The sequence below is a fragment of the Streptomyces sp. NRRL B-24484 genome, assembly GCF_000717715.1.
In the GTDB taxonomy this organism is placed as follows: domain Bacteria; phylum Actinomycetota; class Actinomycetes; order Streptomycetales; family Streptomycetaceae; genus Kitasatospora.
In genome coordinates this window covers 1-740 of the sequence record NZ_JOAI01000139.1, presented here as the reverse complement: position 1 = coordinate 740, position 740 = coordinate 1, and the positions used below count along the sequence as shown (strand labels likewise).

At 74.5% G+C, this 740-nt stretch carries 1 protein-coding gene and 1 pseudogene; both read left to right on the top strand.

What is annotated here, in order from left to right:
- Window positions 1-99 (top strand): annotated as a pseudogene (locus tag IE98_RS0141645) (roadblock/LC7 domain-containing protein); the annotation flags it as partial.
- A gap of 137 nt (window positions 100-236) precedes the next feature.
- Complete coding sequence (locus IE98_RS0141640) at window positions 237-689, top strand: DUF742 domain-containing protein (RefSeq protein WP_030277985.1); 453 nt, start codon at window positions 237-239, stop codon at window positions 687-689.
- Window positions 690-740: the final 51 nt, after the last annotated feature.

Genomic DNA, 740 nt, shown 5'->3' with positions numbered 1-740 from the left:
GGCCTCGTCGGCTACGAGATGGCACTCCTCGTCGACCGCGCCGGCGCCGTCCTCACCCCCGCCCTCCGGGCAGAACTGCAGGGCAGCCTGCTGCACTGAGAATCCCGACCCCCCAATGCGCCCGGCCCGCCCGGCCGGGCGCACCGACCATCGGCCGCCCCCGGGGGGCCGACCGCCTCAGCCGGCACCGTCCGGCTGGAACCCCGCTGCGAACGGCGGCAGCACGAGGAGGACCTATGACCCCGCCCCCGACACCGGCCGGCTCGTACGGCAACGGGTACGGCAGTGGCTACGGCGGCCAGCAGGCCGGCGGCTACGGTGGGCAGCAGCAGTCCGGCGGCTACGAGCAGCAGCCGCTCGTCCGTCCGTACGCGATGACCGGCGGCCGCACCCGGCCGCGGTACCAGCTGGCGATCGAGGCGCTGATCTCGACCACCGGCTCGGCCGAGCGCTCCGGCGGTCTGCTGCCCGAGCACGCCCGGATCGTCGGACTCTGCCGCGAGGTCAAGTCCGTCGCGGAGATCTCGGCCCTGGCCGGTGTCCCGCTCGGTGTCGCCCGTATTCTCGTCGCCGACCTGGCCGAGGCCGGCCTGGTCACCATCCACCAGCCCGCTGCCGCGGGCGAGTCCGGCGGTGCGCCTGACGTCACGCTGCTCGAAAGGGTCCTCAGTGGACTTCGCAAGCTCTAACGCGGCCGCCCCCAGCCGCGCCACCACCTCCGCGAAGATCGTCGTCGCCGG

Coding starts and splice junctions, on each gene's coding strand:
- IE98_RS0141640 (WP_030277985.1), top strand. CDS start 237: ATGACCCCGCCCCCGACACCGGCCGGCTCGTACGGCAACGGGTACGGC.